This is a genomic window from Streptomyces yamdrokensis, from assembly GCF_053890455.1.
Genome location: NZ_CM132679.1, coordinates 6,220,338 through 6,244,864 on the forward strand (window position 1 = coordinate 6,220,338; position 24,527 = coordinate 6,244,864).

The 24,527-nt window shown below is 72.7% G+C and carries 23 protein-coding genes; 10 read left to right on the plus strand and 13 right to left on the minus strand.

Going from position 1 to position 24,527, the window contains the following annotated elements; genetic code table 11:
• The first annotated feature begins 27 nt into the window (after positions 1–27).
• From ACWZEH_RS27640 to ACWZEH_RS27660, 5 genes are all read left to right on the plus strand, one after another.
• Positions 28–1,866, plus strand: coding sequence for an ABC transporter ATP-binding protein (locus tag ACWZEH_RS27640; protein ID WP_456193793.1), 1,839 nt, complete (start codon positions 28–30; stop codon positions 1,864–1,866).
• A complete protein-coding gene (locus ACWZEH_RS27645) occupies positions 1,863–2,504 on the plus strand; it encodes a flavoprotein (protein ID WP_456193794.1) in 642 nt (213 codons plus the stop codon). Before ACWZEH_RS27640 ends, ACWZEH_RS27645 begins: the two co-directional genes overlap by 4 nt.
• Before the next feature lie 18 nt (positions 2,505–2,522).
• Complete coding sequence (locus ACWZEH_RS27650) at positions 2,523–3,305, plus strand: class I SAM-dependent methyltransferase (RefSeq protein ID WP_456193795.1); 783 nt, start codon at positions 2,523–2,525, stop codon at positions 3,303–3,305.
• 71 nt (positions 3,306–3,376) lie between these two features.
• Positions 3,377–4,306, plus strand: a complete 930-nt coding sequence (locus tag ACWZEH_RS27655) for an ABC transporter ATP-binding protein (RefSeq protein WP_456193796.1) — start codon at positions 3,377–3,379, stop codon at positions 4,304–4,306.
• On the plus strand, positions 4,303–5,592 hold the full coding sequence (locus ACWZEH_RS27660; protein WP_456193797.1) for an ABC transporter permease: 1,290 nt from the start codon (positions 4,303–4,305) through the stop codon (positions 5,590–5,592). The genes ACWZEH_RS27655 and ACWZEH_RS27660 overlap by 4 nt, the downstream gene beginning before the upstream one ends.
• 321 nt (positions 5,593–5,913) lie before the next feature.
• Here ACWZEH_RS27660 and ACWZEH_RS27665 read toward each other — a convergent pair whose 3' ends face one another.
• Both ACWZEH_RS27665 and ACWZEH_RS27670 read right to left on the minus strand, forming a co-directional pair.
• Positions 5,914–7,230 carry a M16 family metallopeptidase gene (locus ACWZEH_RS27665; protein ID WP_456193798.1) on the minus strand — a complete coding sequence of 439 codons (1,317 nt, stop codon included), beginning with the start codon at positions 7,228–7,230 and terminating at the stop codon, positions 5,914–5,916.
• The gene (locus ACWZEH_RS27670; RefSeq protein ID WP_456193799.1) at positions 7,227–8,510 is read right to left on the minus strand and encodes a M16 family metallopeptidase; all 1,284 of its coding nucleotides are present in this window, start codon (positions 8,508–8,510) and stop codon (positions 7,227–7,229) included. Before ACWZEH_RS27670 ends, ACWZEH_RS27665 begins: the two co-directional genes overlap by 4 nt.
• Positions 8,511–8,706: 196 nt before the next feature.
• On the opposite strand from ACWZEH_RS27670, the gene ACWZEH_RS27675 reads away from it, so the two are divergent.
• Positions 8,707–8,886 (plus strand): hypothetical protein, encoded by a 180-nt coding sequence (locus ACWZEH_RS27675; protein WP_202977438.1) that lies wholly within the window; start codon positions 8,707–8,709, stop codon positions 8,884–8,886.
• 101 nt (positions 8,887–8,987) lie between these two features.
• On the opposite strand, the gene ACWZEH_RS27680 is transcribed toward ACWZEH_RS27675, so the two are convergent.
• Both ACWZEH_RS27680 and ACWZEH_RS27685 read right to left on the minus strand, forming a co-directional pair.
• The gene (locus ACWZEH_RS27680) at positions 8,988–9,434 is read right to left on the minus strand and encodes a hypothetical protein (RefSeq protein ID WP_456193800.1); all 447 of its coding nucleotides are present in this window, start codon (positions 9,432–9,434) and stop codon (positions 8,988–8,990) included.
• 17 nt (positions 9,435–9,451) lie between these two features.
• Positions 9,452–9,724 (minus strand): helix-turn-helix transcriptional regulator, encoded by a 273-nt coding sequence (locus tag ACWZEH_RS27685; RefSeq protein ID WP_456193801.1) that lies wholly within the window; start codon positions 9,722–9,724, stop codon positions 9,452–9,454.
• Between the two features lie 64 nt (positions 9,725–9,788).
• Here ACWZEH_RS27685 and ACWZEH_RS27690 point away from each other — a divergent pair, with 64 nt between their 5' ends.
• Both ACWZEH_RS27690 and ACWZEH_RS27695 read left to right on the plus strand, forming a co-directional pair.
• Positions 9,789–10,766 (plus strand): LLM class flavin-dependent oxidoreductase, encoded by a 978-nt coding sequence (locus tag ACWZEH_RS27690; RefSeq protein ID WP_456193802.1) that lies wholly within the window; start codon positions 9,789–9,791, stop codon positions 10,764–10,766.
• Positions 10,759–11,820 (plus strand): hypothetical protein, encoded by a 1,062-nt coding sequence (locus ACWZEH_RS27695; protein WP_456193803.1) that lies wholly within the window; start codon positions 10,759–10,761, stop codon positions 11,818–11,820. Before ACWZEH_RS27690 ends, ACWZEH_RS27695 begins: the two co-directional genes overlap by 8 nt.
• Here ACWZEH_RS27695 and ACWZEH_RS27700 read toward each other — a convergent pair.
• Positions 11,810–12,511, minus strand: coding sequence for a GOLPH3/VPS74 family protein (locus ACWZEH_RS27700; RefSeq protein ID WP_456193804.1), 702 nt, complete (start codon positions 12,509–12,511; stop codon positions 11,810–11,812). The genes ACWZEH_RS27695 and ACWZEH_RS27700 overlap by 11 nt on opposite strands.
• Positions 12,512–12,711: 200 nt before the next feature.
• Here ACWZEH_RS27700 and ACWZEH_RS27705 point away from each other — a divergent pair, with 200 nt between their 5' ends.
• Complete coding sequence (locus ACWZEH_RS27705) at positions 12,712–12,981, plus strand: DUF6629 family protein (protein ID WP_456199865.1); 270 nt, start codon at positions 12,712–12,714, stop codon at positions 12,979–12,981.
• Between the two features lie 606 nt (positions 12,982–13,587).
• Positions 13,588–13,905, plus strand: a complete 318-nt coding sequence (locus ACWZEH_RS27710; protein ID WP_456193805.1) for a trypco2 family protein — start codon at positions 13,588–13,590, stop codon at positions 13,903–13,905.
• A gap of 201 nt (positions 13,906–14,106) precedes the next feature.
• Here the strand turns inward: ACWZEH_RS27710 and ACWZEH_RS27715 are convergent, their stop codons facing one another.
• The 8 genes from ACWZEH_RS27715 to ACWZEH_RS27750 all read right to left on the minus strand — a co-directional run bounded on the left by ACWZEH_RS27715 (position 14,107) and on the right by ACWZEH_RS27750 (position 24,456).
• The gene (locus ACWZEH_RS27715; RefSeq protein WP_456193806.1) at positions 14,107–14,748 is read right to left on the minus strand and encodes a nitroreductase family protein; all 642 of its coding nucleotides are present in this window, start codon (positions 14,746–14,748) and stop codon (positions 14,107–14,109) included.
• Positions 14,745–15,647 (minus strand): hypothetical protein, encoded by a 903-nt coding sequence (locus ACWZEH_RS27720; protein WP_456193807.1) that lies wholly within the window; start codon positions 15,645–15,647, stop codon positions 14,745–14,747. The genes ACWZEH_RS27715 and ACWZEH_RS27720 overlap by 4 nt, the downstream gene beginning before the upstream one ends.
• Before the next feature lie 54 nt (positions 15,648–15,701).
• A complete protein-coding gene (locus ACWZEH_RS27725) occupies positions 15,702–16,685 on the minus strand; it encodes a ScbA/BarX family gamma-butyrolactone biosynthesis protein (RefSeq protein WP_456193808.1) in 984 nt (327 codons plus the stop codon).
• A 14-nt stretch (positions 16,686–16,699) separates the two neighbouring features.
• The gene (locus ACWZEH_RS27730; protein ID WP_456193809.1) at positions 16,700–17,641 is read right to left on the minus strand and encodes a nucleoside-diphosphate kinase; all 942 of its coding nucleotides are present in this window, start codon (positions 17,639–17,641) and stop codon (positions 16,700–16,702) included.
• Positions 17,638–18,738 (minus strand): SDR family oxidoreductase, encoded by a 1,101-nt coding sequence (locus ACWZEH_RS27735; protein WP_456193810.1) that lies wholly within the window; start codon positions 18,736–18,738, stop codon positions 17,638–17,640. The genes ACWZEH_RS27730 and ACWZEH_RS27735 overlap by 4 nt, the downstream gene beginning before the upstream one ends.
• Before the next feature lie 231 nt (positions 18,739–18,969).
• On the minus strand, positions 18,970–20,613 hold the full coding sequence (locus tag ACWZEH_RS27740; RefSeq protein WP_456193811.1) for a hypothetical protein: 1,644 nt from the start codon (positions 20,611–20,613) through the stop codon (positions 18,970–18,972).
• A 34-nt stretch (positions 20,614–20,647) separates the two neighbouring features.
• Complete coding sequence (locus ACWZEH_RS27745; RefSeq protein ID WP_456193812.1) at positions 20,648–23,398, minus strand: phosphoenolpyruvate synthase; 2,751 nt, start codon at positions 23,396–23,398, stop codon at positions 20,648–20,650.
• Between the two features lie 59 nt (positions 23,399–23,457).
• Positions 23,458–24,456, minus strand: a complete 999-nt coding sequence (locus tag ACWZEH_RS27750) for a bifunctional lysylphosphatidylglycerol flippase/synthetase MprF (protein WP_456193813.1) — start codon at positions 24,454–24,456, stop codon at positions 23,458–23,460.
• Positions 24,457–24,527: the final 71 nt, after the last annotated feature.

Here is a 24,527-nt window from a genome sequence, read left to right on the forward strand (position 1 = left end):
ACCGCACCCCGCAGGAGGTCCAGCAGCATGGCCAGAGAAACACGCCCGGACGGCACCGACGAACTGCGTGTCTTCACCCAGCTCCTGGAGGGCCGGAGGGCCACCGTGGCCGCCGCGGTGGTGCTAAGTCTCCTGTCCGCCGCCGCCACCCTCGTCCTTCCCCTCCAGGTCCGCGACCTGGTGATGGCTCTGGCCGAGGACGAACGTCCCGTCGGCCCGCTGCTCATGATGGCGGGCCTCGCGGTGGGCGCCGGACTGGCGACGGCGCTCTCCTCCTACCTGCTCGCCCGTGCCGGTGAGGGCCTGGTCTCCGAGGCGCGCTTCCGCATCGTCTCGCACATCCTGACCCTGCCGCTGCGGTGGGTCCGGCGCGAAGGGGCCGGCAACCTGGTCGCGCGCGCCAACTCCGACAGCACGCAGCTGCGTTCCGTGGTGGACGTCGGGGTGGCGCAGATACCGTCCTCGCTCTTCCTGGCCGTCGGCACCCTGATCGCCATGGGGGTGCTGGACTGGGTCCTGCTGCTCGTCGTGCTCGCCACCTTCTCGATCGCCGGTGCCGGCATCTTCCTGTGCGTACGCTCGATCCGCAGCGGTGTGGAGCGCCAGCAGAACGCCATCGGGACCATGTCGCAGCAGATGACGGCGGCCGTCCTTTCCCTGCCCACGGTCAAGGCGTTCCTCGCCGAACGCCAGGTGGCGTCCACGCTGGGCCACAGCGTCGAGGACGCGCGCAGGGCCGCCGTGTCGGTCGCGCGGGTGACCGCCCTGGTCGGACCCACGATGCAGTTCGGCCAGCAGCTCTCGATCATCGCGGTGATGGTCACCAGCGGCGCCCGGCTGGCCTCCGGGGACCTGGGCATCGGCGAGTTCGCCGCCTTCATCGTCTACCTGCTGCAACTCGTCGCGCCGCTGACCCTGCTGGTCTCCGGCGTGGCCCGGATGCAGAGCGGTCTGGCAGCGCGCGGACGGCTCAACAGCGTGCTCACCGTCGCCCCGGAGAGCTCCGGGGCGACCTCCCCGGTCGAGCCGTCGCCGACCGCGCCCGCGGTGGAGTTCGACGACGTCACCTACACGGACGGCGGGCGCACCATCATCCACGGGGCCGCCTTCGCGGCCCCCGCACGGGGACTCACCGCCATCGTCGGGCCGTCGGGAGCGGGGAAGACGACACTGCTCGCGCTCACCGAGCGCTTCCTCCTGCCGGAGTCGGGCCGCATCCTCGTCTGCGGGAGGCCGGTCGAGCAGTGGCCCCTGCACCAGCTGCGCGGCGAGATCAGTTACGTCGACCAGAGTTTCACCCTGGTGGAGGGCACGGTGCGGCAGAACCTCCAGCTCGGACAGGGCCAGGACCTGCCGGACGCGGAGCTGTGGCGGGCGCTGGAGACGCTGGGGCTGCGCGGTGCCGTCAAGGCGCTGCCGGACGGTCTCGACACCGAGCTGGGGCGGGCCGAGGACCTGTCGGGGGGCCAGCGGCAGCGGCTGGCGGCCGCCCGCGTCCTGCTGCGGGACACCCGCCTCGTCATCTTCGACGAACCGACCTCACAGCTCGACAGCGAGAACGAGGAACGGCTGCGGGAGCTGATGCGCACCCTCGCCGCCGAGCGCGCGGTGATCGTGGTCGCGCACCGCATCTCCACGGTGCAGGACGCCGATCTGATCGTGGTCGTGGACGAGGGGCACATCGTCGACCGGGGCACGCACGAGGAGTTGCTGACGCGCTCCGCGCTCTACCAGGAGCTGGTGCACGGGCAGTCGCTGCGCGACCCGGCGAGGCGGGCGGCCGGCGCCGTCCCGGCCGATCCCGGCACCGCGCCGTCCGGCGGCCCGGTGCCGTCCGCTCCGGTGGCCGGAGCGGTGGCCCGGTGACCGGTACGGCGAACGCGGGGGAACCGGTGGGGGCGCGCCGCCTGCTGGTGATCGGGACCGGATCCGTGACCGCCGCGCATCTGCCCTTCTGGGCCAGCTGGCTGAAGGCCGGGCACCCGGGGACGCAGGTGCGCTACGTCCTGACCAAGGCGGCCGCCAGGTTCGTCACCCGGGACGCGCTGACCGCCATCGGCGGCTGCGACGTACTGGCGGACCGGTGGCCCGACGAGCCCGAGCCGAGGGCCAGGCATGTCGACCTCGCCCAGTGGCCCGACGCGGTCGTGGTGCTGCCGGCGACGCTCAACTACCTGGCCAGGCTGGCCGCCGGACTGGGCGACTCGCCCTCCGTCCTCGCACTTCAGTGCACGCGCGCGGCGATCGCGCTCGCGCCCGCGCTGCCGCCCGGCGGCGCGGAGAGCGCGGCGTACGCGGAACACACCGCCCGGCTCCGGGCGCGCCGCAACGTGGTCGTCGTCCCGCCCCACCCCGGCCGCAGTACGACCAGCGGGAAGCGCGAGGCGTGGGCGCCCGCGTCCTTCCCCGAGGTCCTGGCCGCGGCCGACGGACTGCGGGCGGCGCTCGAGGCACCGGACCCCGGCGGCCGCACCGGGCCCGAGCAGGAGCACGCACCCGCCTGACACCCCACGGAGGCACGCATGACCACCGAAACACCCCGGCAGACCCGGCAGCGGACGACCGCCGAGGACAGCAGCGCGTACGGGGAGTCGCTGGCGGACGTCTACGACTCGCTCTACCCCGCCTCGGGACCGGCCGTCGACTCCATGGTCGCCTTCCTGCGGGAGCTGCGCCCCGCACCCGCATCACTGCTGGAACTGGGCGTCGGCACAGGGCGGTTGGCGATTCCGCTGGCCCGGCACGGCTACCGGGTGCACGGCGTGGACGCGTCACCGGCGATGCTGGCGAAACTCCACGAGAACGACCCCACGGGCGAGGTCACCACCTCGGTGGGCGACTTCGGCGCGCTGGCCGTCGAGGAGCGGTACGACCTCGTCCTCACCGCGCTCAACACCTTCTTCATGCTCCCCACCCAGGAGCAGCAGATCAACTGCCTGCGCGGTATCCACGACGCGCTCGCGGACGGCGGTGCCGCGGTCTTCGAGACGTACAACCCGCAGGTCTACCACCGGCTCACCGAGGCGACGACCCGGGTCGGCCATCTGGCACCGGACGCGCTGCTGCTCGACACGATCCAGGTGAACCAGTCGCTCCAGTCCGTCCTGGTCGTCCACACGATCATGGACTCCGGCCGGCTGCGGAAGGTACCGGAGGTCAGCCGCTACGCCTGGCCCGCCGAGTTCGACGTGATGGCCCGGCTCGCGGGACTGCGTGTGACCGGCCGCTGGGCCGACTGGGACCGCAGCCCGGTCACGGACCGGGCGGAGAAACACGTCTATGTGGTGGAGCGCCAAAGCGTATGAGTAACTTGACGAGGTGTTGTGTTAACGCAATACTTCGGTAAGTCAATGCATTGCATCGGGAGGTGTGTGACATGGTTGGGCCGACGCTGGAGGTCGATGGCGTACGGAAGAGCTACGGCAGACGCCGGGCCGTGGACGACATGTCCTTCGACATCCGCGCCGGTGAGCTGTTCGGTTTCGTGGGAAGCAACGGGGCCGGCAAGACCACCACGATGCGGATCGTCCTCGGAGTCCTCACGCCCGACGCGGGAGAGGTGCGGTGGCTCGGCCGTCCGGTCGGCTTCGACGCCCGCAGGCAGTTCGGTTACATGCCGGAGGAGCGGGGCCTCTATCCCCGGATGAAGGTCGGCGAACACCTGAGGTACCTCGGGGAGCTGCACGGCCTGTCGCCGACCGTCGCGCGGGCCGCGGCGGACCGGTGGATCGAGCGGCTGGAGCTTGCCCCCCACGCGTCCGAGGAGGTCCAGAACCTGAGCCTCGGCAACCAGCAGCGGGTGCAGCTGGCCGCGGCGCTGGTCCACGGACCGAGGGTGCTGGTGCTCGACGAACCGTTCTCCGGGCTCGATCCGGTGGCGGTGGACGTCATGCGCGACGTGCTCGCCGAGCGGGCCGCCGACGGAGTGCCCGTCATGTTCTCCAGCCACCAGCTGTCGCTGGTCGAGCGGGTCTGCGACCGGGTGGGCATCGTCGACGGCGGGCGGCTGATCGCCTGCGGGACGGTCCGGGAGCTGAGCGAGAACGCCGGCCGCCGACTGCTGGTCGACGCCCCGAAGGCGGACGAGAACTGGGCCGCGGGGCTGGCGGGCGTGGAGGTCGTGAGCCGCGAGGGCACCCGTACGTGGCTTCGCCTGGCGAAGGGCGCGGACGACCAGCGGGTGCTGCACGCGGCACTGGCCACCGGGCCGGTCTCCGCCTTCGTGTCCGAACACCCGCCGCTGACCGAGCTGTACCGCGACCTGGTCACCGGGACGGACGACCGGCCCGAGGGCGGCGAGCGATGAACGCGACGACACGGGCGTCGGACGGGGTCACCGGCCGCGACACACCGGACGGGGAGCGGAATCCCGCCCCGGACCGGGGCACCGCGGGCCCGCAGGCCGGCCCCGGCGCGCCGGCGGCCCGCAGGGCGGTGGGCCTGGTCGCCCGGCGGGAGATCAGCAGCAGGATGCGGACGAAGTCCTTCGTCCTGAGCACCCTGGGGCTGTTGCTCGGGCTCGGCGCCTACGCCCTGATCATCGTCGTCGCCCAGGACGGGCCGACCAGGGTCGGTGTCGAACGAGAGGCCTCGGCGCTGCGCCCGGTGCTCGCCGCGGTGGCCGAGGAGAGGGGTGGCTTCGAGTTCGTCCCCGTCGAGGGCGACCGCACCGACCGGCTCCTGCGCGACGGGGAACTCTCCGCCGTGCTCGGCGGCGGAGCCGGCGAGCAGCTCACCCTGTCCGTGGAACACGAGGCGGACGAGGACCTGCTCGCCGTGATACAGGCCGCGGCCGCCGAGGAACGCGCCACCAGGGAACTGGAACGCGCGGGCGTGGACCCCGTGGAGTTCAGGCAACGCGTGGCCTCGGCCACGGTGGAGGTCGACGCCCTGGACCCCTCGGAGAACAGCGCGGCCGAGCAGTTCGCGCTGATCCTCGCCTCCACCGGGCTGCTGTACTTCTTCTTCGTCTTCTACGGGATCATGCTGGCGCAGGGCGTGGTGGAGGAGAAGACCAGCCGCGTCGTGGAGTTGCTGCTCTCCACCATCCGCCCCTGGCAGCTCCTCGCCGGGAAACTGATCGGGGTGGCCGTGGTCGGCCTGACCCAGCTCGTGCTGCTCGGCGGTGCGGCGGTGGCCCTCGCGCAGGGCACCGGCACCGTCACCCTGCCGACCGCCATGGGCGGAACTCTGGTGACGCTGGGCGTCTGGTTCCTGCTCGGCTTCTTCCTCTTCGCCGCCATGCTGGCCGCGGCGGCCGCGCGCGTCTCACGGCAGGAGGATCTCCAAGGGGTGGCGCAACCGGTGATGCTGCTCATCACCACGCCGTTCGTGCTGGGCATAGCCCTGCTGAGCAAGAACGCGCACGACCCGTTGATCGAGTGGCTGTCGCTCGTACCGCCGCTCAGCCCGATCCTGATGCCGGCCCGCATGCTGCTCGGCATCGCCCCCGTCTGGCAGATCGCCCTCTCCCTGGCCCTGGCGGCCGCCGCGCTGGCCGCGATGACGCGGGTCGCCGGGCGGATGTACGCCAACAGCGTGCTGCGCAGCGGCTCCAGGGTTCCGCTCGCCGAGGCACTGAGGCTGCGTTGAGGAAGCCGCCCCTGCCCGTCACTCCACTCCTGCCCGTCCCCCCACTCCTGTCCGTCACCTCTCACTCCTGTCCTTCGTCCCCACTCCGGTTCTTCGTCCCCCACCCCTGTTCGCACCACATCCACCCGGCCCGCCGGGCCACCCGACAACTGAGGAGTACCTCATGAGCACCACCCTCTGGATCGTCATCGCCATCGCCCTCGCCGTCGCCGTGATCGCGGGGATCAAGAAGAGCCGGGGCTGACCCGCCCGGTCGGCGCACGTCCCCGAGGGGGCTGTGCTCGCGCGTGGACCACGCGCGAGCACAGCCCCCTCGATCCGTCAGAAGTCGAGTTCGCCGGTGGCACCCCGGCGCAGCGGTGCCACCGCCGCCTCGTCGGCGACGACCACGCCCGTGAAACCGGCGGGGCGAAAGAACCGGTGGGCCGCCTCGACGACCGCGTCGTGCGGTACGCCCTCCAGCAGCGGCCCCCAGTTGTGCAGCCAGTCCGAACCGACACCGACGTGCAGCAGATTCGCCAGACCGGACGCCAGCGCGCCCGGCGAGGACATCGCCGTAGCGGTGGAGCCGGCCGCGTAGCTCCGGGCGGCGTCCACCTCCTCCGCCGACGGCGGCTCGGCCGCCATGCGCTCCAGCTCCGCCCTGATCACCGCGAGGGCCGGCACGGTGTGCTCGGCGGCGGTGTCGGCCTCGACCATCAGCGTCGAGGCCCCCGGCACCGACTCCATGCCCGAGCCGAGCTGATAGGCGTACCCCTTCTCCTCCCGCAGGCACGCGACCAGCCGGGAGGCGAAGGATCCGCCGAAGACCAACTGCGCCAGATGCAGGGCCGGGTAACCCGGGTCCGTGCGGGGCAGCGCGGGGGTGGCTAGCCGGATCACGCTCTGGACGGCGCCGGGCCGGTCCACCCACAGCAGCGGTCCGCCCGCGAACCACGACGGCGCGTCGGGCCCGTCGCCCGCCGGCCCCGGCCCCCACGACCCGAAGACGTCCGCGACCGCGGCGACGGCGTCCTTCGGCCGCAGGTCACCGACCAGCACGAGCACCGCGCCCCGGGCGCCCAGATGCCGCGCGTGCAGTGCGGCCAGGTCGTCCGGTGTGCAGGAGGCCGCCGGTTCGGGTGCCGGCTGTCGCAGGGCGGCGGTCTCGTCGCCGTACCGCCGCCGCAGCAGCGCGTGCTGCGCGAGGGCCGCCGGCTGGTGGGTGGCCAGCCGGATACGGCGTACCAGCGCCTCGCGCTCGGGGCGGACGGCGTCCGCCGTCAGCCGCGGCTCGCGGACGGTCTCGGCCAGCAGGGCGAGTACGTCGGGCAGGGCGTCGGCCATGGTGTGCCCGACGAAGGTGAACCGGTGCGCGTCCGCGGCGGCGTCCAGGGTGGCGCCGTGTGCGGCGAGAGCGGCCTCGTGGGCGTCCGCGTCCCGGTGCGCGGTGCCTCGCAGCAGGGTCGTGGCCAACAGTTGGCACCGGGTCACTTCGCCGGGTTCCCCCGCGGTGTACGGAACGGTGAGGCGGATCTCCACGAGGGGGACGACGGGAGCCGAACAGACCACTACACGAAGTCCGTTGACGAGGATGGTGTCGATGTCGGGCAGCGGCAGCCGCCCGTCCGCGGGGCCCGGCCCCGAGCCCCCGGTCACGCCGCCCTCCCGCGTACCCCGGCCGGTACGAGGCGCACGACCGCCCGGTGCGAGGAGGTGAGCCGGGCGGCGGCCCGGCGCACCTGTTCCCCGGTCACCCCGGTCCGTACCAGCTCCGGCAGCGTCTGCGTCAACTCGGCCTCGCCGAACAGTGTTTCGCGCAGGCCGAGCAGCTGTGCCCGGGTGCCCGGATCGCCGAGTTCGCGCAGCGCCCCCGCGGCCCAGCGCGCGGTCGTGGCACGCAGCAGGCCCGGGTCGACCCCGTCCTCCACCAGTGTCTCCAGCGTGCCGTCCAGCGCGGCCAGGACGTCCTCGGCCCCGCGCTCGTGCACGGCGAACAGCGTCAGCAGATCGGGCCCCGTCGTGTCCAGCGGCAGCCCGAAGAGGCCGCAGCCCACCGAGAGGCTCGTCATCTGCGCGGCGGCCGGTCCGCGACGCAGCAGGGCCTGTCTGCCCTGGCCGAGCAGCGCGGCCAGGACCAGGTGCGCGAGATAGTCGGCGCGCTCGGTCACCGGGTCCGGCATCCGGTAACCCACCGCCACGGCGGGCGTTTTGGCGTGCGGGTCGGCGACCGTCAGCCGCCGCTCCCGATCCGGCGACGGCTCGTGCGCGTCCGGCGCGGCCACCGACGGACGCGCCGGCACGGATTCGAAGTGGCCGCGTACGAGACGTTCCGCCGACCCCGGGTCGAACGCGCCGGTCAGTGTCACCACGGCGTTTTCGGGTCCGTAGTGGTCGGCGAAGAACCTTTCGCACCGCGGAATGTCGAGGGCCGCGAGGTCGGCGGTTTCGCCGTACCCGTCCCTGGTGTTCTCCGCGCGCGAGTGCAGGGCGCGCGGCAGTACCCAGGGGAATGCGCCGTACGGACGATTGCGCACCATGAGGCGGATCTCCTCGTCTATCACCGCGGTCTGCGTGCGCAGGGTTTGCGCGGAAATACAAGGGGCCCGCATTCGGTCCGCCTCGAGCGTGAGCAGCATTTCCACGGCGGAGGCCGGCGCGGCGGCGTAGTAGACCGTCACGTCCTGGCGGGTCCGGGCGTCACCGAAACCGCCGGCGCGCTGGAGCCGGGGCAGATACCCCTCGGGTGCGGCACCGCGACCGCCTTGGAAGACAAGGTGCTCGAAGAGGTGTGCGAGGCCCGTGTACCCCTTGGGCTCGGTCCGGAAACCGACGCCGTAGTGCACCGCGAGGCCGACCGAGGCGCCGACGGGATGCGGTGCCAGCAGTACCCGCAGACCATTGTCCAATTCCAGGCGGCGCAATTGAGTCCGGATCATCCGGATGAGCATAGGTCGAGGCAACTCACCACTCAACGGGGGGCGTTGACCGATAGCGGCCAGTGTCCGCATGCGGCCAACTCCATTGCCATCGCGGCACCGGCCGGGGAATGGTTCTGGCACGGCCGGAGAACGTGATCGCCGAAATCGCCGATCCGGTCACCATCCGATTCCGCTCACACCCATGGGAGTGAATATGAACACCCAGTCCCTCATCAGCGGCTACTCCGCCTACGCCGCCGCCGACGAGATCGTTCCCGCGGTCGAGGCCCCGGGCGCCACCATCACCATCACCACCTCGTCGCAGGCGTGCATCTCCGCCGCGTCCGCCGTCTCGGCGGTGTCGATCGACAACACCTTCGACCACTCCTGCTGAATCGCGTGATCCGCTGAGAAACAGGGCGGGTGCCCACCGCCGCAATCGGTGGGCACCCGCCCTGCCGCACGATAGCGGGTCGCCGGTTTCCCGCGGCCGGTTCACTCGTCCTGGTAGGACTCGGCGTCCTCGACGCCCGTGTCGGACAGCCCCAGGATGATGGAGGGCAGCGCCGACGACGTCAGCATCAGCGTGGTCAGCAGTCCGGGCATCCGCTCGATCATCCCGGGGTCGTTCTGGAAGACGACCATGAGCAGGACGACGGCCATGCCGGCGGCGATCGCGCACTGGTACCCGATGAAGGAGACCCGGTCGCGCAGCCCGCGCTCGCGTTCGTCCAGTCCCGCCACCGGCCGTTCGGCCACGCCCCGGGTCATCGAGCGCAGCACGCCCCACAGCAGCAGCCACAGGGCGAAGCCCACGAGCCACCACGAGTCGGAGAACGCGTTGCCGTCCGAGACCAGTGACAGCACCACCATGGCGGCGCTCAGCGCGCAGAGCGAGAGCGCCACGGGGCGGATGGGACCGCGGACCGGACTCGTCGTCATGTCAAAACCTTCCCGGCTCACGTGCGTTCCTCCTTTTTGTACAGCTGGGCGGACAGCGGGGCGAAGGGCCGGCGACTGAAGATCGCTTCGACCGGAAGGTCGAACACGTCGCTGAAGCGGAAGGCCAGATCGAGGCTCGGGAAGTAGTCACCCCGCTCGATGGCGCCAATGGTCTGCGGGTGTACCTCCACCAGTTCGGCCAGCGCGACCCTGCTGAGACCGCGCTCCGCGCGCAGCACTCTCAGCTGGTTGTAGATCGGCATTCCCTCGCGATGACTCACTGGGCTCATGCGAGGAATGTAGTGCTAACACAACAACTCGTCAAGAAATAGCTACGGGAAGGCAGGATTACCTGTGACCGACGTGCTCCCGAGCGTGCTCGTGCCGAACATGCCCGACACCCCGGACGCCCTGCGGCCCTTCGCCGAGCTGGTGCGCGACACCGGCGCGCGCCGGTTGTGGACGGGCCAGTCGCTCAAGGTGGAGACCCACCAGGCGTTCGCCCACCTCGCCGGCGCCGGGGTGCGCGTCCCCGTCGGCACCGGCGTGACCCTGATGCCGCTGCGCCACCCGTACGAGGCCGCCCTGCAGGCCCGCTCCCTGGCCCTGCTGACCGGGAGGACGGTGGTGGCCGGATACGGCGTCGGCGCACCGGCGTTCGTACGCAGCCTCAACGGACGTACCTATCCCAGCCCGCGCACGATGGCCGCCGACTACCTGCGCACGGTCCGCTCGCTGCTCGACGGGGAGATCGTCGACCACGCGGGTGACTACCACGCGCTGCGGGGGCGGCTGATCCCCATGGACCACCCGGGCGTGGAGGTCGGCGTGGGAGTACTGCGCCCCAACATGGCACGCACCGCCGGCGGCGTCGCGGACGTCGCCATCACCTGGATGACCCCGCCCGGATACGTCGCCGGGACCCTGCTGCCCGCCCTGGAGGAAGGCGCCAAGGACCGGGACGCCCGCTGCCGTGTCGCGACCGTCGTCCACGTCGCGGTGGAGCGAAGCGGCCGGGACCCGTACGTCCTCGCGCACACGGCCGCCTCCGGACACCTGGCGGCCGACCACTACACCGACATGCTGCGCCGCGCCGGTGTGCGGGCCGATCCGTCCGACCCGAGGGCCGGTGCCGCCGCCCTGGTGGACAGCGGCACCTACGTGTTCGGCTCGGCGGACCACATCGCCGCCCGCCTCGAGGAGTACCGGGGCGCCGGGGTGGACGAGGTGATCCTCAACTGCGGCGGGGTGCTCTTCACCGAGGGCCGGGACGCGGCGTTCCGGGACGCCCGGGAGATCATCGAGGCGGTCCGGCGGCGGCACGGTGGCTGAGCCGGTCACCGCCCGGGAAGCGGAACCGGTCACCGTGCGCGAGTACGGCACCCGCTATCTGCGGATCACCGTGCGACACCACGGAGGCACGGCATTCAGCTGGCTGCGCGCACCCGGGCCGGCCCACACCCGTGCGCAGCGCCTTCCCGCGGCGCCGGTCGAGGCGGCCCTGCGCCGGGCCGGCATCGCCGCCGGTGACGCGGCGGACGGCCGGCCCGGTGCCCGGCTCGCCCTGGGGGAGTGGACCGGAGGCCCGGCGCCGGACGGTGCGGCGCGCCAGGGCGTGCTGTACCGGGTGCAGGGCGCCGTCTCGGTGGCCCGGCTGCTGCCCTCCGGCGACAGCGCCGCCCACCGGCTCGCGGTGAGCGCGCTGGCGGACGCGGGCAGGACACTGCGGCGGCTGCACCGGGAGCCGTGGGACTTCCCGCAGCGGCCGCCCCACCCCGGCCTGCGGCGGCTTCGCGCCTGGGCCGTGGGGGAGGAGAGCACTCCGGGAGCGACCCGGCTGCGCGCACTGGCCCGCATCCGGCTCGGCCCCTCACTGTGGGCCCGGCTGACCGACTGGTCCGAGGCCGCGAACGAACCACCCGGCGGGTCGGGCGCGGTCCTGCTGCACGGCGCGCCGAGCACCGGCTGGCTGGTCCCCTCCGCCGCCGGCGGCCGGGCCGCCCTGCTCATCGGCGAGGAGGTCACCGGCGGCGACCCGGCCCTCGACCTCGGCTGGATCCTCGGAGAGCTGCACGAACTGCGCGCCGCCGCCGCACGCGGTCTCGGCGCCGCCGGGCAGGGACCACCGGTCGACTACCCGGCGGCGGCGCACGCCCTGCTCTCCGGTTACGCCGGCGGTACGGGCACCGCCGGCGTCGCCGCCCTCCCGTCCGGCACCGAACGCGCGGCCACACTCCGGCTCGCCGTCCACATGCGGGACTTCGCGTCGTTCGTCGGCTGGCACGAGGACCTGCGCCGCTACTGCGACCTGCTGGCGGAGGCGCTCGCCGAGGACGGCGCCCCCACTGTCCAGTGGGGCACGGCTCCCGGGAGCGTCAGTTCGTGACGATCGTCGTCGTCACCGTCACCGCGATGATCGCCGTCAGCGCGTCCTCCGCGGCCTTCACGACGTGACGCACCGCCGTCGCGGACCACCGGCCCCGTGAGATCGACTCCATGGCCGCCTCCACCCGGCGCGCGTCGGCGCCGGGGAAGGCCAGGCGGTGCAGTTTCGCTCCGTGCAGCAGGGCCACCAGGCTCGCCGTACGCTCGTCCGGCACCGCGCCCTGCAGGACGACCGCGTGCAGGCGCTGCCGTACCGCCGCCTCCACCGAGCCGTCGGCCTCCGGGTAGCGGCGCACGGGGAAGAGGCCGAGCACCTTCTTCCTCTCCTCGCGGACCAGCCCCTTCTCGACCAGACCCGCGTTCGCCCGGGCCACGGCGTCCGTCTTCAGCCGGTTGATCCAGTCCTTGGTGCTGCCCGGCTTCTCCCTGCCGGCGACGGCGTCGAGCGCGGCGTCCAGGGCGGGCTCGCCCGGCGGCGTCGCGTCGACGACGGTGACCTTGTCGCCGGTCACGTCGATCCGGCCGGCCAGCGCGAGTTCCACCAGCGCGGCCGCGGCGATCGCCGGGGCGACCTTCGCCGACTCCTTGGCGGTGCCGGACTCGTCGTCCAGCGAGAGGAGCAGGAGCTGCTCGCCCAGGGTGGCCGAGGCCGTCCCGGAGGTCTCCGTGGAGGTTGCCGTGGGGGGTTCCATCGCTGTGTCCGTTCCTTCGGTGTCCGGGTGGGGCCGATCGTCGGTGAGGAAGATCCTCACCTCTGCTCTCCGGAACGCACCTACCCACCGCCGTTCCCGCACCACCGGTCCCGCGCGGCCGATCCCGGCCACCGACTCCGGCCACCGACTCCGGTCACCGGGACGCGGCCGTGCCGACGCCGTCCTGCCCCACCGGACCGGTGGGGCCAAAGGACCCGTCGGCCGGCCCGGGGACGCAGAGGTGCCGGAGCGCGGAGACCGTCCCCGTCCCCGTCCCCGGTGCCGCAGCCGTCGGCGTGGCCTGTGCGGCGCGGACACGTCGGGCCCGTTGTCCCCCTCCGGCTTATCCCCCTCCGGCCGCGCCGCCCTTGCTGCTCGGAGTCCATCAGATGGTCGAGGCGGCGGTCCGGGTCCGGACGGAGGCACCGGTCCGGCCACCCCGGCCCGGACCGTCAGCGTCCTCCCCCTGAGCCGGTTGTCCGGCCCCGGCCCGGACAGCGCCGGGCCGCAGCTCGCACAGCCTCCGCTCGGGCGCGAAGGCCCGGAGAAGTCCCACAGAGGACGCCGTCCCCTTCCGGACCAGCGTTTCACCTGGTCAGGAGAGGGGCGGCGGTGTTTGTCGATCAGATGTCCCGGAAGAGACCAGCGAGCGCCGTGACCTGCCGTGATGGGCATGTAATGGCCGCTGACCTGCGCGAATGACCTTTCGCTTCTTTCACGCTCGTGCCGGTTGATGGGGCTGGAAGTCCCAGAAAAGTCCCAGGGGACTTCCACTGCTGACGGGCGTCTTTCGGCTCTGTACGGCAGTACGGGCTCGTCGAACGCCTCGTTCTCGACGAGAGCACTGGAACCTGGATGTGGAGCGTCTGGCGCTCAGCCGATACCTTGCGGGATCGTGGGGTCCTGATGCCCGACGGGCCCTCCGACGCCTTCAAGAGCGTGATGAGCGACGTCCCCGATCCGCCGCCCGATGCCAAGTCGCCACGGTTCGCGAAGGGGTAACGGCATAGGCAGAGGGGAAAGGCCCCCGGCCTTCGGCGTCCGAGCAACGACAACTTGCCGATGAGGTTCAGCGTTTGCCCTTCCAGTCCTTGACGGCGGGGGCACTTGCGGTGGTCGGTCTGAAGGAAGCCGTCCAGGCGACGTATGACGAGCTGACGGCTGCGGCACATGGGAGCGGAAATAACCCCCTGCGATTTCAGCACAGCAGCATCGAGCTGGAGATGACCAGCGCCATGAGCGACTCACGAGAGCGCCAGGGCGGACTGAAGGTCTGGGTCTTGGACGGCTTCCGGAAGCGGTTTCGCGGCAAGACCTCCACGCACACGGCCCGGGTCATCATCGAGCCGCACACCTCCGCCGGGGGAGAAGTCGCCTACACGGTGCACGAGTGATCACCTCCAGAGCGCCTCGACCTGGTCCGGCTTCCAGACGCCCTCGCCGGTCGCGTCGGAGGTGTGGAGGTTGGGCCGTGGCCGGGTCCCGTCCGGAACATCATCTTCCGCCACCGCGCGTCCCGTGCCGAGGGGAGCGTTGTCCGGAATACTGTCCCGGGCGGGGCCGTACGCGGGCACCCGGCACGGGGCGCGGCCGTCTCAGCCCTGCCAGCCGTTGCGGTGCAGGACCGACTCCAGCGGAAGCCGTGGGCCGGGGCGGAAGGTGGACCGCAGGGGGTATGCCGTCGGCAGCAGTGCGCCCTGGCGTACGGCGGGCGGCAACCCCAGCAGGTCGGCGACCTCCTGCTCGCGGTCCAGATGGACCGCTGTCCACGCGGTGACCAGGCCGCGGCTGCGGGCGGCCAGGGCGTAACTCCACGCCGCCGGCAGGAGCGAGGCCCACAGCCCGGCCTGGTTGCCCTCCGACAGCGCCCCGTCGGCCAGTTCGAGACAGGGGACGACCAGCACGGGCACCCGGTGCAGCCGGTCGGCCAGTTGCCGGCCCGCGGTCACTGTGGAGCGTGTCGCCGCGGGCAGTTCGTCCAGCCGGCTCAGGGCCGAGGCGTTGCGGGCGAGGAACGCGGCGCGGTACACCTCGGCGACCTCCGCGCGGATCCGCGGCTCGGTGAGCACGATCCAGCGCCAGTTCTGCCGGTTCATGCCGTTGGGCGCCTGCAGGGCGACGCGCAGGCAGTCCTCGACCAGCTCCGGGGCCACCTCGCGGTCCAGATCCAGGCCCCGGCGGACGGAACGGGTGGTGGTGAGCACCTCCGTCGCAGAGAGGGGGAGTTCCGTGTTCACCGCAGTGCCACCGCCTGCAGGGCCAGGGCGAGATGGGTCCCCAGCACGAAGCCCGTCGCGGGGAGCAGCGGCCAGCCACCCCGGCGCGCGGTCGAGAACCGCCGGGCGCCCCACAGCGGAAGTACGGCGGGCAGGCAGGACAGCGGCCACAGCGACCCGCCGTCGGCCGCGAACAGGACGATCTGGCAGGCCACCGCGCCGGCCACCAGCCCCATGACGATCAGGACACTGGGCCCGGTGCCGAGCTCCGCCGAGTACAGGCGTGCGCCCGGCGGTGCTTCCCACGCCGTCTTGCGGGCGAACTCGAAGTGCAGGAACACGCAGACGCACAGCACGATCAGCACCGCACCGCGCCAGTCGGCGGTGACGGTGCCGGCGGCGGCCGTGGACCCGTACACGTAGCAGCCCAGCAGCACCTGCACCGGGCAGACGACCGCCAGGTTGAGCAGTTGCCGGTCGCGCACCGCCGCCGACACGCGCTCCAGGAGGGCCGCCAGCAGCCCGTGGGCGAAGGCCGCCAGGACGAGGAGGACGGCCGTCGCCGACAGGGCCGCGTTGAGCCCCGCCGCCACGACGGCGAGCACGGCCATGGCGCCGCGCAGCTCGGCGGCACTGATCGCACCGGTCACCAGGGGCCGTTCCGGATGGTGCACCCGGTCGTACTCCAGGTCCTTCTGCTCGTCCAGCATGCGAAGGAACAGCAGGACCAGGACGACGCTGACGGCCCGTACGCAGGTCGCCCCGGTCGGCCGCCAGGACGTTCCCGTCAGCGCGACCGCCGAGCCCTCCAGGGCGCAGACCCACAGGACGCCGTACGTGACGTAGATCTGGGGCCGGAACGTGCGCAGGGTGAAGCGGCCCAGTCGGCCCGGCACCCGGTGTGCGGCGACGGTGGTCATGTGGGGAGATCCCTCGCTCGGTTGCGTGTCGTGGGGTGGGCCGTGTCGCCGGGGTCAGACCCCGTGGGCGCTCCGGCCCGCGGAGACCTCCGTCAGGCCGGCGGCCGGATCCCGGTCGGCGAGGGTGAGGCGGGCCTCGACGACCGGTGTGCCGTGCTGTTCCAGGGCGCACTCCAGCCCGGCACCCCGCCACGCCGGAGCGGTGGTGCACGTCAGGGGGAGGTCCAGTTCGGCGAAACGGCGGAACCGTGCGGACAGGCCCACGGGCAGCGCCGAGGCCGTGCGCACGGTGCCGGCGTCCGCGGCGGCGACGACCGCCAGTTGCCGCAGGGCCTCCAGTTCCAGCATGCCGGGGACGTGGTCGACCCAGTGGTCGAACAGGGTCGGATGAGTGGTGTCGGCGGCCAGGCGGGCCGTGAGTCCCCCGTCGGGGGTGACGCCCGGCGGCGAGATGACGGCGTTGGCCGGATCGCGGCGGCCGACCCGCGAGGGATCGATCCGCGGCACACGGAGGGCGACCGGCCGCCCGAAGAGGCCGAGCGCGTCACGCCGGACGTCGCGCATCCGCTGCCAGGTCCCCGGCGGCAGCCACGAGAAGGAGATGCGGGCCAGCAGGGCCTCGCGCCCGTCGACGGTGACCTCGAAGCGCAGCCGCAGCCCCTTCGGACGGCGCCGGTCCCCGAAGCGGTCCTCGATCCGCACCGCGAGGACCGCCTCCGCGGGCGCGACGCCGTGCACCAGGGCGTCCGGGTCGGTCACCTCGTACTCGACGGAGCGCAGCAGGAACTTGTCGTTCTCGGACACGCCGAGGTAGCGGTGCGCCACCACGAAGATGCCCTGGCGGCACGTCTCCAGCAGCAGGAAGGGGTCGTGACGGGTGCGGGGGCCGAGGGTGTCGTCGTAGAAGACGTGGTGGCGGGGCAGCTGCGCGGCGAGGAGCACGTTGTCCTCGCCGTGGCGCTCGGCGTCGGTCAGGAAGACCTCGGCCACCGCCTGCCGGTGCACCAGCGCACGGGGAAGGGTCCTGGCGAATTGCATGAGTGTTTCCTCGTTCAGGTGAGGTCGCTCCGGAGGGCGGTCAGGTGACTGCGCCACATGTCGGCACTGGATCCGTCCAGCACCGGGGCGCGGCCGGGCTGCCGCATCGGCAGCACCGTGGAGCCGACGATGACGGCGTCCCACGGATCCAGGTCCACGCCGTGGGCCCAGGCGGACTCCAGCAGCTCCCGCGGGGCGGCGGCCGGATCGAGTCCGTCCCGGCCGGCCACGGCGATGCGCAGACGCTCGACGGCGGGTTCGAAGTCGAGTTCGCGGGGCTTGGTGTCCGCGTACATCCGCTCGGCCACTTCGGTGGCGTGCGCGGTGGCGTCCGCGCCCGAGAGCGCCCCGCGGAAGAGGCGGTCGCGCGTGTCGTCGTCGAAGTGGACCGCCAGCTCACGCAGCACGTCCGCGGGTTCGTCCGGGGTGTGCACCAGGTTGAGCAGATAGCTGTAGCGGCCCAGGAGATGGCGCAGCTGGCCGGGCACCCTGGCGTCCGGGTCGGTCGGTCCCTTCAGCCCGGTGAGCACCACCGACGCCGGGACGTCCGTCTCGGCCTCGGACTGCACCAGCAGGACGAGCGAGGAGGTCGAGTGGAGGAACAGCCCGGCGAGCCGGCGCCGTTGCGGAGTGGCGAGGTTCCACTGGAAGTACCACAGCGACCGGACGGCGGTCCTGCTGAGCCGGGTCGGCGCCGCGGCCACGACGCGGAAACCCCGCTCGGCGAGCCAGTCCAGGGCCGGCAGCAGCCTGCGGGCCACCACGGCGTCCGGCTTGAGCAGCAGTGCCGCGTGCCGGTGGGCGAAGCCGGTGACGTCGTCGGTGAGTGCCCCGAGCTGCTCGAAACTCTCCTGGAAGTAGGTGTCCGCGCCGTACAGCCGCTGTTTGCGCGGGCTGCAGGTCAGCAGGGGCGACACCTCGATGCCGTGGCCCGGTTCGGTCGTCGCGGTGCTCATGGCGTGCCGCCCTCTCCCGCTGTGACCAGTAAGGATTCGGCGGTGCCGGGCGAGGGGGCGCCCAGGTAGCCGGTCTTCAGACCGTGGTCGAGCAGCTTCCGCAGGTACGGAGGTCCGCCGACGGGGACCGGGAAGCGGCTGAAGGCGACCGTGCCGGTGTTGTCGAAGCGGATCCGGCGACTCATGTAGGCGGTGTAGAGGGAGATGACCCGTTCGTGGCACAGACGCTCGCCGACCGGGAGGGCGTCCTCCGAGAAGACACTGGACGGAACCCACCTCGCCACCTGGAACGAGGGGTACTCGGCGAGCACGTCGGACAGGTCCCGCAGGGTGAGGGGACGGCTCGCGACGGCGTGCATGGTACGGCCCCGGGCGTCCTCGAAACGGGTTGCCGCCTCGGCGATCAGGTCCGCCACGTAGTCGACCGGAACCAGGTCGAGGAGCGCGTCGTAGTGGCCCGGGATGGTCCTGACCCGTCCCTTGGTGATCAGCCTGACCACCGGATACAGGGTCTTGTAGTCCCGGACCTGGCCCGTGCGCCGCTCGCCCGCCACGATGCTCGGCCTGATCACCACAACGGGCAGTCCGTCCCCGGCCGCCTCGCGCACCAGGGTCTCCGCGCGCAGTTTGCTGCTCTCGTAGGTGTTGCCGAACCGCTGGCCGACGTCGAGTTCGTCCTCCTGGACGGTGCCGTCGCGCTCACCGGCCACGTACGCCGTGCTGACGTGCACCAGTGGTGTGCCGTGGGTTTTGGCCAGGGTCAGGACGTTCTCCGTCCCGGTGACGTTGACGTCCTGGTACAGCTGGGCGGGAAGCCCGAAGTCGGTGATGCCTGCGCAGTGCACGATCCGGTCGGCTCCGGCGGCCAGGCGCAGCTGCTCCGCGTCCAGTCCGAGCCCCGGCCGGGTGATGTCGCCGGTGAGCCGTGTCAGCGAGCCCTGCGGAGCCTTCAGCCGCTTTCCGCTGTTACGGACAATGTCGCCGTTGCGGTGCAGCAGGGCCAGCACCCGGTGGCCGGCCGCGAGGAGGCGTGCGGTGACCTCGGCGCCCAGGAACCCGCCGGCGCCGGTGACCAGGACGGTCGGGCCCCCGTTCATCGAAGCCCCCGGTGGTGGTCGCGGATGGTGGGTCTCACGGTCTGCCTCCAGATGTCGCGCGGTCGGACGCCGCGCAGCGGTCGGGTGATCGGGGCCGGACCCCACGCGGACGGCCGGAGCCGGGCGGGGCGGGGCGGGTGCCGGTGCGGCCGGCGGAGCGGGCGCGGGCGGTGGAAGGACGGGTGGGCGGGTGGGCGGCGCAAGGACGCGCGGGCGGCGGCGGGCCGGGGGTCACCCCGCCTGATGAGGTTGCGCCCCGCTGCTGGCGACGAGGTCGCGCACCTCCTCGAGCGGCAGGTCCGCGTCGAAGTGGGCGGCGACCCGCACCCAGTCGTGACCGAGTTCCAGGGTGGCCCGCCAGGTGTCGGGGGAGTCGAAGGAGGCCGGGAAGGCGTCCGCGCCGGCCGCCTCCCGCACCACGCCGATGAACTCCTCCAGCTCCAGCGACACGCGCTCGGCGCTCTCCGCCGAGTCGACGGCGACCCGGATCAGGGCGTCCGCGAGGGGCCCGATCGGCCGCGTGTCCGGGGGCAGGGACAGCAGCGGAAGCCGGCGGACCAGATCCGGGTCCGGCGGCAGCGGGCTGACCCCGTACGCGCAGAACAGGCCGCGCAGCGCGCTCTGCGCGGCACGGTGCGCCGCGACCTCGGCCACCCTCCACTGGTTGCGCCGCACGGCGCCCGCCAGATCCTCCCTGGCGTTCTCGACCACCATGTTGGAGAAGACCAGCGCCAGCGCCGCCGCGGAGAACCGTGCGGCAGGCAGCGGCACCAGATCGACCGCGTCGGGACCGGAGACCGCCGCCCCGCGCAGCGACAGCAACGGCCGGACCGTACTGGGCGGCGGAGTCAGCGGACCGGGCGGCGAGGCCAGCGGCAGGGCCGGTGTGACGGTGCCGCCGCCCTTCCAGGTCAGCCGGACCAGTCCGAGCCGCAGGAACTGCGCCAGCAGTGGTCCCGCCTCCGAGCCGCCGGCGGCACGGGCCCCGGCCAGCGCCTCGGGCAGCGGCCTGCCCAGGACGAGCGAGCGCCACACCCGGCCGGCCCGCTCACCGAACGCGAACACGTCGCTGCGCCCGCGCACCACATGGACGCGCTCCACCACCTGCCAGGTGGTCACACCGGGCCGGCGTTCCACGGCCAGCCGTTCCGGCCGGTGGGGCACACCTGTGACGCCCAGCTCCGCGGCGAACGCCAGACAGGCATCGACACGGGCGTCGGCGTCCATGCCGGTTCCGCCGGACTCCAGCTCCCAGTAGCGCTCCCGGACCCCGGGCCGCTGTGCGCGGTCCAGCTGCATGGAGAGCCACTTGGGCTCCAGGTAGGTCTCGCCGCGCACCGCCGCCCACGACTTGACCGCCTGCACCAGGCCGGAGCGGGCCCAGTCCACGGCCTCCTCGTCCTCCCCGAGGCACAGCATCGCCATCGCGTGGCGCAGGGACTGTCTGGCGGCGTGCGCCCACCAGTCCGCGGCGACCGTGCGGAAGCGCTCCTGCGGGAACTGCGCCTTGACCTCGTCGACCAGGGCGTGGCCGCGCAGCGGGAAGCTGTGCAGCAGCCGCTGGCACCGGTTCAGCAGGTCCTCGGAGATCCTGCCCACGCGCCGCTCGTCCGCCTTCAGGGCGGTGAACTGCTCGGTGACCTGACGCAGGGAACGCGTCCGGACCTCGACCCGGCGGCCGTCCACGAAGAAGAGCGAGGGCATGGTCGGCAGGTCGTCCTCGCTGCGCCCGATCAGCAGGAAGTCGATGTCCGAGCCGGAGTTGCCGAACCCCTCGGCGATGGAACCCTCGAGCACCACGGCCCAGTCGCCGGAGCGCACCTGGGGCAGTGTCTTGTCGAGCAGGTCCTGCAGATAGTCCTCGGTGAGGATCAACGGGAGTGTCTCCGTCCTGGGGGTACGGGCGGGGTCAGGGCCGGCCGCCGGGGTCGGGCGCCGCGTCGTCCGGCGCCGGGTCGTCGAGCACCGTCACAGTGCCGAGGGCGCCGTCCACCCGCAGCCGTGCGCCGGTGCGGATCTCGGTGGTGGCGTTGTCGACCTGCACCACGGTGGGGATGCCCATCTCCCGCGCGACGACGGCCACATGGGTCAGCGGGCTGCCCCGTTCGATGATCAGTGCGGCCGCCGAGGGCAGCGCCGTCACCCAGCCGGGGTCGGTGCGGTAGGCGACCAGGATGCCGCCGTCGACGGCGCGGGGGGCGTCGGTGACCACCGCGAGCCCTTCGACGACACCGGGGCAGCAGGGGGTGCCGCGCAGTTCGCGGGCGCCGCTGCGGGCGGCCGGGCCGCTGGTCCAGCCGGCCAGTTCGAGGTTGCCCGACCAGTACGGGGCACCACGGGTGGTGAACCGGGGCGGGGCGGTCAGTGCGGCGTCCGCGGCGAGCTGCCGACGGCGCATCGCGGCCAGCTCGCGCAGCTCGGTGTGCGCGACCGTGCCCTCGTAGGCGCCGCCGATCTCCTCCAGGCGGAGCATGAACACGTCGTCCCGGTCGTCGAGCGCCCCGGCGCCGGCCAGGTCGCGGCCAAGGGCCCGCAGCATGCCCTTCACGGAGCCGAACGCACGGGTACGGCAGAACCGCAGCCGCTCCCGGTCGGTGAGCGCGGCCCGCGCCTTGCGCCGCACCAGCTCGTAGACCCGGCGCCGGGGACCGCGCAGATGGGCGTCGAGGTACGCGTCGGCCTCGCCGCCCCGGCCCCCGTCGGGGCGGTTCGCGGCACCCGGCAGCGCGTCGCGTAGCAGGGTGAACAGCCCGGTCGGGTCCTGGCGGAAGTCGGGCACCTCCAGCTTGAGTTCGTCCAGGCTGCGGTATCCGTAGGCGGCGATGTACGCGTCCACGTCCGACAGGAAACCGGTGTGGCCGCCGTCGCGCAGGGCCTGGTGGGCGGCGTCGTCGGGAGTGTTCTCCAGCAGGCTCCGCACGGCGTCGTCGACCCGCGCCCGCGCGGCCAGCGCGATCAGCGCCCGTGCCGGTTCGGCGGACTCGACGTCGGCGCCGGGAGCGGCCGCAGCCCAGGTGAACCACTCGGGGGCGTCGGGCAGCCACCTGCGGGTGAGCAGGGCCAGCATGCCGACGGAGAGCAGGATGGTGGCGTCCAGGGCCTGCATCGGGCCCCACTTCTCGATGAGGTCCCGCTGCAGCCGGCGGAAGCGGCGGTAGGTCTCGTCGCCGGGCAGCGCCTCGTAGTCGACGCCGTCGAACACCGCGTAGGCGCGGTAGAAGTCCCGGTGGAACGTCTCCATGGTGCGGCGGATCGTCAGGAATCTGCGGGCGAAGACGGCGGTGCGGCCCAGCCGGGACACCCGGCCGCGCACACCCGGCCGCGGGGTGAAGGGATGGAGCGCGTCGGCACTCTCGTCGGAGATGCTCTCGGCCACCCCCAGGGACTTCTCCAGCACCCGCCGGTTGAGCGGGTAGAACGGCGCGAGCCGCACCATGCGGTACCAGTGGTGCAGGTTGTAGTAGACCCGCCCGTGGAAGTACCCGAGCAGGTGCGGGGTCCACTCCCGCACCTCGCGCAGCTGCTCGCCGCCGACCCCCAGGGCCCGGGCGTAACTCTCGTACACCTTGGCGTAGGTGTCGGCGGCGAAGCTGTACGTGAGGGGGGAGACGATCCCGCTGAAGCTCTCGATGATGTTCGAGTTGTCCCAGAGGCGCTCCTCGCCGACGGGCGCCGCCGCGTAGTCCGCCGTAGTGCCGAGGGCCGTGACGGGGCGGCTCTGCAGCACCCACAGCTCGCCGTCGGCGATCGCCCACTCGATGTCCTGCGGGACGCCGTAGTGGCCCGCGACGCGCGTGCCCAGTTCGTGCAGCCGACCCAGGTCACCGGGGCTCAGGGACAGCACCCCGCGGTCCTCGTCGGAGACCGGCCGCACCTCGCAGCCGGCGCCCGCGCCCGCGCCGTAGCGCTCCCGCTTGTCCCCGATCACGGTGCTCACCGTCGTACCGTCCGCCGCGTCCAGGACCACGGTGTCGGCGTCGACCGCGCCGGAGACCAGCGCCTCGCCCAGCCCGTAGACGGAGCTGACCACCTGGCGGTCCGTGCGCCCGGAGACCGGGTCCGCAGTGAACAGCACCCCACTGCGTTCGGCGGCCACCATGCGCTGCAGCACGACGGCGACACCGCCGGTGCCCGCGGGCAGCCCGCGCTGCGCACGGTAGTGCAGGGAGCGCTCGGAGAATGCCGAGGCCCAGCACCGGCGCACGTGCTCGGTGACTTGATCGAGGCCGCGGACGTTGAGGAAGCTGTCGAACTGACCGGCGAAGGAGTGCTCGGCGCCGTCCTCCTCCGCCCCCGAGGAGCGGACGGCCACCAGACCGCCACCGGCCTCCCGGTAGGCGGCGGCGACGGCCGCGGCGACGCCGTCGCCGAGGTGCGCCGTCGCGATCAGCCCGGCGGCCTCGGCCGCCACCTCGCCGGCCCGGTCCTGCCAGCCGTCGCCGAACAGGTCCGCCAGCCGCTCGTCCAGGCCGCTGTCCCGGGAGAACTCCGCGAAGACGTCGAGGCCGATCACCGACCAGTCCGGCACCCGGAAGCCGGCCGCGGTCAGAGCGTGCAGGTTCGCGCCCTTCCCACCGGCGTGCGCGGCGACCCGGGAATGTTCGCTGGTCGGTGTGAGGACGCTCGAGGAGCGCTGCTCGGGTCCTGCGGTGAGTGACAACTCGATTCCTTACGCTGGCTCTTCCCCCGGCCCGTGGGGCGGGTGCGGTGCCGGGAGGTTCAGACGGACTTGGTGACGCGGAGCATCTGCCAGACGGCCGGGAGACTGGCGCGGCCGTGGAAGGCCAGGTACTCGGGAAGCACCAGGTCGGGGCCCCACTTCTCCTTGTAGGCCAGCTGGCTGGCCGAGGGGTACACCTTCTCCCCGCGCTCGGCCATGAAGCGCATGAAGCGGGTGGTCGGGCCGCTGGCGCCCGGCACCTCGTGGTCGGCGGACAGACCCACGAACGGGGTGAAGCCGAAGTGCAGCCACTCGGCCTTCTCGTCCCGGAACGTCTCCAGGGCGTGCAGGTTGATGGCCTCCATCACCCCGGGCGGAGCGGTCGCCCGGCGGCGGCTGAGGTCGTGCAGCCAGCCGGGGCGCGAGCCGTAGACCGGGGAGTAGGAGATGTAGCCGATCGCCCGGCCCTCCAGGCGTCCCAGCAGCAGCCGCCGGTGCTCCTGGACGGAGCCGCCGAGCTCACCGACCAGGAACTCGATCTCCTTGACGTGCCGGCCCTTCGAGCGGAGCCACTCGCGGTCGATGTCGACCAGCTCGTCGGCGGCCCGGTCGTAGGGGACCTCGGTCACCTCCAGGCCGGCCCGCCTGGCCTTGGAGATCTTGTTGCGCAGTTTCATGAACTTCGTGCCGCGCAGGGTGTGGTCCGGCAGCCGCAGCGCGTACGAGGAACCGACCTGGTTCACGGTGAAGCCGCAGCGGTCGTACAGCTCCGCGTCGGACCGCTGGAGCTGCACGGCGACCACCTTGCGGCGGGCCGTACGGGCGAAGGCGAGGAACGCCCGCAGCAGGCGCTCCCGGTCGGCCTCGGGCGCGAAGACGCCACCGAACTGCATCAGGTACCGGCCGGCCTCGCGGTAGGCGACGACACCCTTCACCGACGGGTCCGAGAAGTAGGCGTTGCCGGCGTTCAGGGCGAGGAAGGCGCTGGGATTGTCCGCGCTCTCCCGGAGGGCGGCGACCACCTCTCCTCGGTCGATCTCACGGTTGACGGCGGTCATCGTTTCCCCCTGTCGTCACGAAAGCGGTGGCTGAACTCCCGGCAGATCGTTGCCGATCTCTCTCTCATCGG